6 protein-coding genes are annotated in these 6,744 nt (G+C 42.6%); 1 reads left to right on the plus strand and 5 read right to left on the minus strand.

Annotation, left to right across the window (positions count from 1 at the left end):
- Positions 1–47: 47 nt before the first annotated feature.
- The 5 genes from ACHFIY_RS16655 to ACHFIY_RS16675 all read right to left on the minus strand — a co-directional run bounded on the left by ACHFIY_RS16655 (position 48) and on the right by ACHFIY_RS16675 (position 5,476).
- Positions 48–281, minus strand: a complete 234-nt coding sequence (locus tag ACHFIY_RS16655; RefSeq protein WP_410847251.1) for a hypothetical protein — start codon at positions 279–281, stop codon at positions 48–50.
- Between the two features lie 246 nt (positions 282–527).
- Positions 528–3,053: a DUF8693 domain-containing protein gene (locus ACHFIY_RS16660; protein ID WP_410847252.1), complete on the minus strand. Its 2,526-nt coding sequence runs from the start codon at positions 3,051–3,053 to the stop codon at positions 528–530.
- A 679-nt stretch (positions 3,054–3,732) separates the two neighbouring features.
- Positions 3,733–4,374, minus strand: a complete 642-nt coding sequence (locus tag ACHFIY_RS16665) for a tail fiber protein (protein WP_410847253.1) — start codon at positions 4,372–4,374, stop codon at positions 3,733–3,735.
- Between the two features lie 206 nt (positions 4,375–4,580).
- Positions 4,581–5,168: a LuxR C-terminal-related transcriptional regulator gene (locus ACHFIY_RS16670; protein ID WP_410847254.1), complete on the minus strand. Its 588-nt coding sequence runs from the start codon at positions 5,166–5,168 to the stop codon at positions 4,581–4,583.
- Between the two features lie 152 nt (positions 5,169–5,320).
- Entirely contained in the window at positions 5,321–5,476 is a 156-nt protein-coding gene (locus ACHFIY_RS16675) for a hypothetical protein (RefSeq protein ID WP_410847255.1), read from the minus strand.
- A gap of 230 nt (positions 5,477–5,706) precedes the next feature.
- Between ACHFIY_RS16675 and ACHFIY_RS16680 the strand changes: the two genes are divergently transcribed.
- Complete coding sequence (locus ACHFIY_RS16680) at positions 5,707–6,546, plus strand: LuxR C-terminal-related transcriptional regulator (protein ID WP_410847256.1); 840 nt, start codon at positions 5,707–5,709, stop codon at positions 6,544–6,546.
- Positions 6,547–6,744: the final 198 nt, after the last annotated feature.

Here is a 6,744-nt window from a genome sequence, read left to right on the forward strand (position 1 = left end):
TAAAACAAGGGCAGCTATTTGTTTTAGCTGCCCTTGTCCATTAACAATTACATTGATAACTTTTTTATCCGTTTTGCTGCATAGCCAACGCCAGAAGCAAGCAATATTAGGCTCATGCCGCCATCAAACGGCACAACCGGCCCGCCACCCGTGGCGGGTATGCCCCCACCGGCACCACCGCCGCCGGGGGTGCCTCCGCCACCGCCAAACTGTGCTTGCAATTGTGTTGAAACCAAGATTATGGCTATTGCCAACAACCATTTTGTTGCATCCTTTTTCATGTTCTCCATTTAAATATTTTAGTAAAAGCCCTGCCAGGCTTGAAGCATGACAGGGCAAAATCATTCCTTTAACCCGGATTTTGCAGTTGAAATCTATTGCAAGCCCCAACTACTTCAAACACAAGCATTTGCTTGATTTTTTGGCCTAGTCATAGTACACTATGTTTTCGACCAAAAATTCGGCTCAAATACTTGTCTTTATTGCATTTGAGCCTTTCATAACGAAGTCAAATGCAAAATCCAGGTTTAATCTATCAGTAATTGCGTTTGCAACATGGCTTTACCAGCCGCATCCGTGGCCTTAACCGTAAACACGCCTTTTGCTACCTTTAAACTCATGGGGTAGCTGGCCGTGCCACCATTGTGCCAGATGTTTTTCAGTATTACCTGCTGGCCAAGGGCATTGTACACCGAAATGGTGTAACTGCCTTTTGCTAAGTTGGCCAATTGCACATTGGCAGTGTGGTTTTTAGCAGGGTTGGGGTAAACAACCAGCTTGCTAATGCCAATTTCCGCTATTGGTGTAGTTGCAGCGGCCTTGCCAAACACTATGCTGAACCTATTGCTACTTTCCGTTGCCACTCCTGTGGAGCTGAACTCATAAACAGTGGCATCGCTGCCGATGGCGATTTGCTTGCCAAGGTAGGCATCCTGCAAGTATGCTTGCAACCCTTCTGCTTTAAACATACCTGCATCCACTTGCAGGCGGTAAATGGTGTTTGCCGCCAATTGGGAAAGTTTCAGGCTAAGAACATCCCCTTGTTTCGGACTAGGCAAGCCGTCAATTGACAGTTCTAATGCCCCTGCTTCCTCCACGAGGGATAGGTTTTCCTTTTCGTTCAGCATCTTGCGAGAATCCTCGTCGCCGTATTGGCGGGTAAACCTGTCGTCAAATGCGGCTACCGTTCCATCTACATTGATGTTACCAATACCTGCCGCATCTTTCCACAAGCTAACCGCTATCCTGCTTACTGGTTTTTCTGCCCCAAATATGGCTGTTAATGGCTGGTTAGTTACCTTGTTAGCCTCGGTTATCACCAATTGCCTAGTGGTGGTGGTGTTACTGTTGGTCTGCACCCAGAAACCTTGCCCTGGCTGTATATAGCGGTTTATTTTAGATAAGGGGTTGTTACTAGTATGCGAAGTGGCATTGTACGCCACGAAAACTTGGTAGCCTGCCGTGGTAAGCATGGTAGGGTCAAAGTAATAGTAGTAATTGCTCAGCCCTGTTTTGCTAAGTGCCTCCCAGTCTATTGCGCATGGGTAAGGGTTAGCTATGAAGCTGCCCGTGTCGTGCAATGGCAGTATCCTTGCCACGCTTGAATTATATGCGCCGGTTACGCCAGTGCTGCTGAAGGTTACCGTGCCCGTTACCAGTTGCCCTGTTGTGCGCAATGTTGTGGCATTGGCCATCAACGGGCTTGCATCGAAATTAGAGGCGTATATGTTGGCCGTCCTGTCGCCGTATATCACCAAGTGATAGCCAGCGTAGGGATCCAACAGCGTGGTTTTTGTATTGGTTACTGGCGCAAACGTCAGGTAAGTTGGGTAAGTGTACATGCCATAATACCCATAAGTGGTATTGTCCAGCCCCGTGGTGGCGTTGTAGCCAGAAGCATTGCTTTTATTTCCTGTGATGTATGTGCCGTAGCCAGCAGGCTTGCTGCCGCCTTCCTGCCAGTTGGAAAAGATGCTGCCAGCGTTATAAACCCCACCTGTGCCTAGCTCCCTAAATGCCTTATAGCCTTTTGGTATATACCTTTCCACTGTAACATTGCCCGTTATGGTAGCACCACCTGCTACTGGACCAACTATTGCCGTGCTGGCGATAGAGGTTGATTTCAGTGTTAGGTGCTGCCCATTCAGGTTCAGGTTGCCCGCATTTAGGGTAAGCAGGTTCGTTATTCCTAACCCATTGCCCAGTTTGGCACCGCCTGTTCCATTGATGATGAGGCTATTCAGCAAAGAATCAGTACCGGATGGGTTGAAATACAATACTGACGTGCTTGTGCTATTTACAATGATGCTTGACGATGCCGAACCTTTGATATAGCCAGTACCCGTAGTACTGCCTGTAAGGGTAAGGATTTTGCCATTCAAGTTTAGGCTTGCACCTGTATTTATAGTAAGGTTGCCTATGGTGGTGTTGGCGGCAAGCACAGGGTAGCTGCCGCTGCCCTGCACGGGTATAGTTACATCTGCCCCGCTAGCAGGCACGGTGCCGCTGCACCAGTTGCCCGGCGTAACCCAGTTGGTGCTGGTAACACCAGTCCAGGTATTGGCAGCGGTGCTGATGCCCATGGAAAGTGTGTTGCTGGTTGCGGCTTTCGGGTAGGCATTATCAGCACTGCTGATAAGGGAACAACTAATGGAATCGCCATTGGTTATTGCCGCCGTGGTATAGGTGCTGGCCGTGGCCCCAGTAATAGCTATACCATTCTTCTTCCACTGGTAGGCAGGGCTAGTGCCGCCATTGGTGGCAAGGGCCGTGAAAGTGGCACTGCTGCCTGAGCAAATAGTGGTGGCCGGCACTGAAATGCTGATGGTGGGTGTTACCCTTATTACATAAGTAGGCTGCTCAAAACCCTGCGAAAGGGTGATGCCGCCACTAGTAAGGGTAACGCCTGCGGGCTGCCCAACCGTGTAAGAAACGCTTACCCCGCCAGCGGTGAGGGTACCACCCGCCGAGGAAACCACAGTGGGGCTGGTACTTTGCCCCATTGCCCCAAAGGCAACAAGCAGGCTGATGAAAAATTGGGTACATGCTTTCATTATATGATTGTTTTTTTAAATTAAATTTGTTTGTTTTATTGATAAGCCCGTTAGGGTCAATTGGCATGCAAAGCACAAAAAAAGCGTGCAAGCCCTATTCGCAACAAATTGGCTTACACGCTTTTTTTAATATATAAATTCCAAACTTAAAACACAACACCTAAAACAATCACAGCCGTAAAGCCATAAAAAACGTGTAAACCAATATGTCAAAGAACTTATTGCTTGTCTGAACCTGGATTTATTGGATTTTTAGGATTAAACGGAAAAAAGGATTATCAACCTTTGTCAAAATTCATTTAACCTTCCTTTGTCTGAACTTGGATTCTTTTGATTTTAATGATTAATATGAGTATCGTCCATATAAAATCCCTTTAATCATCCTAATCACATAAATCCCAGTTCAGACAGCAAATCCCAGTTCAGGCTACTACAACTTAACTATATAATTTACATAAACATTTATAGGGCGCGTTTCAGTGCCGCCTGTATTTGAAGTTGTTCCAGTACCTGGATTTTCAGCTGCATAACCACCACTACCCCTAATTTTAGCACTAGTAATTGATGCAACGAAAGTATGATTATGGCTTCTTAACTCATCGGCCTGTCCACTTCCAACCTTATCTCCCTTATTACCACCTGAATTTAGTACAGTTCCCCTGGAGTTTACTTCTGGGTCTTAGCCATTCCCGTTTGATACTCCCCTTAAAAATTCACCTAAAGTGTAGGGAGCATTAAACTTGCCTGCTCCTGTTGAACCCCAGGCACTGCCAATTGCATCGTATAATGCGGCGTATTTGGTGTCGGTTGTACTTAACTCCCTCCCGTCGCAGAGTATCCATCCCGAAGGGATTTTTGAAGTATCCCCCCCAAATGCAACAATAGTTCCAGCTGGCACGCCATTATTGGCATTCAACGCATAGGGCACGCTTAGTAATTGTTGCGTTCCTAAGCTTTTGTACGTTGTTCCCCCCGTGGTGTCAATTTCTACTTCCAGAAACTTATTTCCAGTTTGCCAGTTTACTACCGTTAATGGCTTGTAGCCAAAACCAAGCGTGCCCTGGCCCACATTTACCGAGAATAAACCAAGGGCGTTGGTTGTAGCCGTTTGTACTTCCTGGTACACAACAGTGCCTGTTGCCGAAACATCCCTTAGGCTAAAGCGCAAGCCAATGCTCTTGTTTGCCAATACATTGCCTGCATTGTTTCTTACCACTGCCTGATAAGGGATAGCTTGGGGCGCCTGTGCTGATGCAATGCCTACTGATAATAATATGGCTGTAAAGGCAGCCATGAACCTGTTGTTGGTGTTTGTTTTCATTTTGTTTTTTGTTGTTTATATTAAAAAATTGCTTGTGCTATATTTGCTTTTCCTCTAGCAGTGAGTGTCTTAGTACCACTGGTTACCAGTAGGAAACGAGGAATAATCTCAAAAAAACTGGTTCATATTTGCTACTATTCATTTTTTACAAAACTATCATTAGCTTATCTCTTAAAAAATACCTAGCGCTAGGTATATTTCACTGTTTATATCCAGCCTTTATTAATGGCTTGGGTTACCAAATCGACAGGAGTTTTGCAATTTGCCTTTATCAGTATGTTTTTCCGGTGGGTGCTTACCGTGTGTATGCTTATGTTTAATTCCTCGGCTATTGCTTTGCTATTTTTGCCTTCTACAATACATTTCAAAATTTCCCTTTCCCTTTTTGTAAACAAATCGTATGATTTTGTAAATTCTTCTGTATTTGATATGTTATAATAAGATGGTTCACCATCTAAGCCAATTATTGAAAAGGTAGGAAGCCCTTCCTGCTTGATATGTGAAATATCAGTTTGTAAATCAAACGTGCGGTAAAAATTGTTTTGGTCATACTCTACCTGCACCGCCTGCTGAAGTATGCGTACATACTTATCGTCCTTTGCCCTCACCCTAATATCGTATTGCGTTTTATATTTTTTTATTTTATCAAAAGGGAGGCTTTTAAAGAAACTTGCAATTTTAGATTCGTAATCTAAAAAATAAGACTTATCATCTGGATGTATCCTGTCCAGAAAAAACGTAAGTGTCATTTCATCGGGAGCATAGCCTAATACTTTAGTTATCCCTTCGCTCATGCATTCAAATTCAAGTTTAGGTATATTAAAAATGAAGTAAGTAATCAGCCATAATTAACTTAATACTATTTTTTCCTTGCAAACTCATAATTTGCTATTGTATTTATGAATTAGGTGCAAATAATAGTATTAAGATAATTTCGTACTTATACTTAATAAAAATTACCAGCCTGGAAAATGTTTAGCAGCCTTTTATGAAATTCTAACTGTAGTTCTAATTCAAATGATTCTGGTGCATCTTTAAAAACAACAGTTTCCCAAATTTTTCTTGCCGCAAGATAAAAGTTAGAAGTTGTTGGCTTTTCCATATTGCTCAATTCAGAAGTTTATCCTTTTTTATCTTGATTGATGTATTAGCCTTTGCTTCACAGACTATAATACTAATATCTGGTGCATCTTTGCCATTTATATTTAATGTAAAGGTATCGTTAATGTTTTTAACAAAAAACACCTACAAGTAGGTGTTTTTCATGGGAATTTAAGGTTTTTGAACAAAAAGAAAGGCTCTATCGCTACATTCGTTTAAAAATATTAATATATGCCTACTAACAAATTCGGCGACATTAAAGAAGCATGGCACAAAATAGGCAAGCACGCTGTGGGGGATGGGTTCCCTTTCGAGCTGGAAATAGATCAGAAACTAATGGATATATTTCATCCTGGCAATTATTATTACTACATTTTTAATTGTTATACTAAAGAAATAGAATATGCAAGCCCTTCAGTAACAGAAGTGCTAGGGTTAATAGCACCAAGCTATTTTAAGTTTAGCCAAGTAACCTCTATGGTTCACCCGGAAGACCTTCCTTATTTCGACGATTTTGAACTGAGGGCTACAGATTTTTTAACCAAGTTGCCACCCGGCAACGCAATGAAATATAAAATGGCTTATGACTTCCGTGCAAAAAGAGATGATGGGCAATTTATACGTCTTTTACAAGAAAGCGTTGCCCTGCAAACCAATGAAAAAGGATTGGTTGTAAGGAGGTTGATTGTGCATACAGACATTAGCCATTTGAACAAAAATGCTTGCCCAACCTTGTCTTTCATAGGGCTTAATGGCGAACCCAGTTATTATGATGTATGCAGGGAGTTGGCTACGCCCCTTTTAGAAAAAAGCATTTTTACCAAGATGGAGCAAAAAGTATTGCAGCAACTGCTAAAAGGCAGCAACAGCAAACAAATAGCCGAGGCTTTTTTTATCAGCAAGCTAACTGTGAATGGCCATAGAAGAAACATTTTGAAAAAAGCCAATTGCAATTCCACAGTGGAGTTAATCTTGAAAGCGGCACAGCACAACTGGCTGGGCATAGTTTGGCTAGCACATTCCTGTTTCTATATATTTGGCGAGGCCTCACTACTATTTGGTATTGCTTAAACCCAGGCATTGCAGTTGACTTTGTTATAAAAGGCTCAAATACAATAAAGACAAGCATTTTAGCCGAATTTTGGTTGAAAAAATAGTAAATTTTGATAAAGCCAAAAAATGAAAGCAAGTGTTTGTGTTTGAAGTAGTTGGGGCTTGCAATAGATTTCAACTGCAAATCTGGGTTAAAGGGAAGCACAAAAATGTAAC

Source organism: Parasediminibacterium schistidii (assembly GCF_046546515.1).
Lineage (GTDB): Bacteria > Bacteroidota > Bacteroidia > Chitinophagales > Chitinophagaceae > Parasediminibacterium.

Coding starts and splice junctions, on each gene's coding strand:
- ACHFIY_RS16680 (WP_410847256.1), top strand. CDS start 5,707: ATGCCTACTAACAAATTCGGCGACATTAAAGAAGCATGGCACAAAATA.
- ACHFIY_RS16675 (WP_410847255.1), bottom strand. CDS start 5,476: ATGGAAAAGCCAACAACTTCTAACTTTTATCTTGCGGCAAGAAAAATT.
- ACHFIY_RS16660 (WP_410847252.1), bottom strand. CDS start 3,053: ATGAAAGCATGTACCCAATTTTTCATCAGCCTGCTTGTTGCCTTTGGG.
- ACHFIY_RS16670 (WP_410847254.1), bottom strand. CDS start 5,168: ATGAGCGAAGGGATAACTAAAGTATTAGGCTATGCTCCCGATGAAATG.
- ACHFIY_RS16665 (WP_410847253.1), bottom strand. CDS start 4,374: ATGAAAACAAACACCAACAACAGGTTCATGGCTGCCTTTACAGCCATA.
- ACHFIY_RS16655 (WP_410847251.1), bottom strand. CDS start 281: ATGAAAAAGGATGCAACAAAATGGTTGTTGGCAATAGCCATAATCTTG.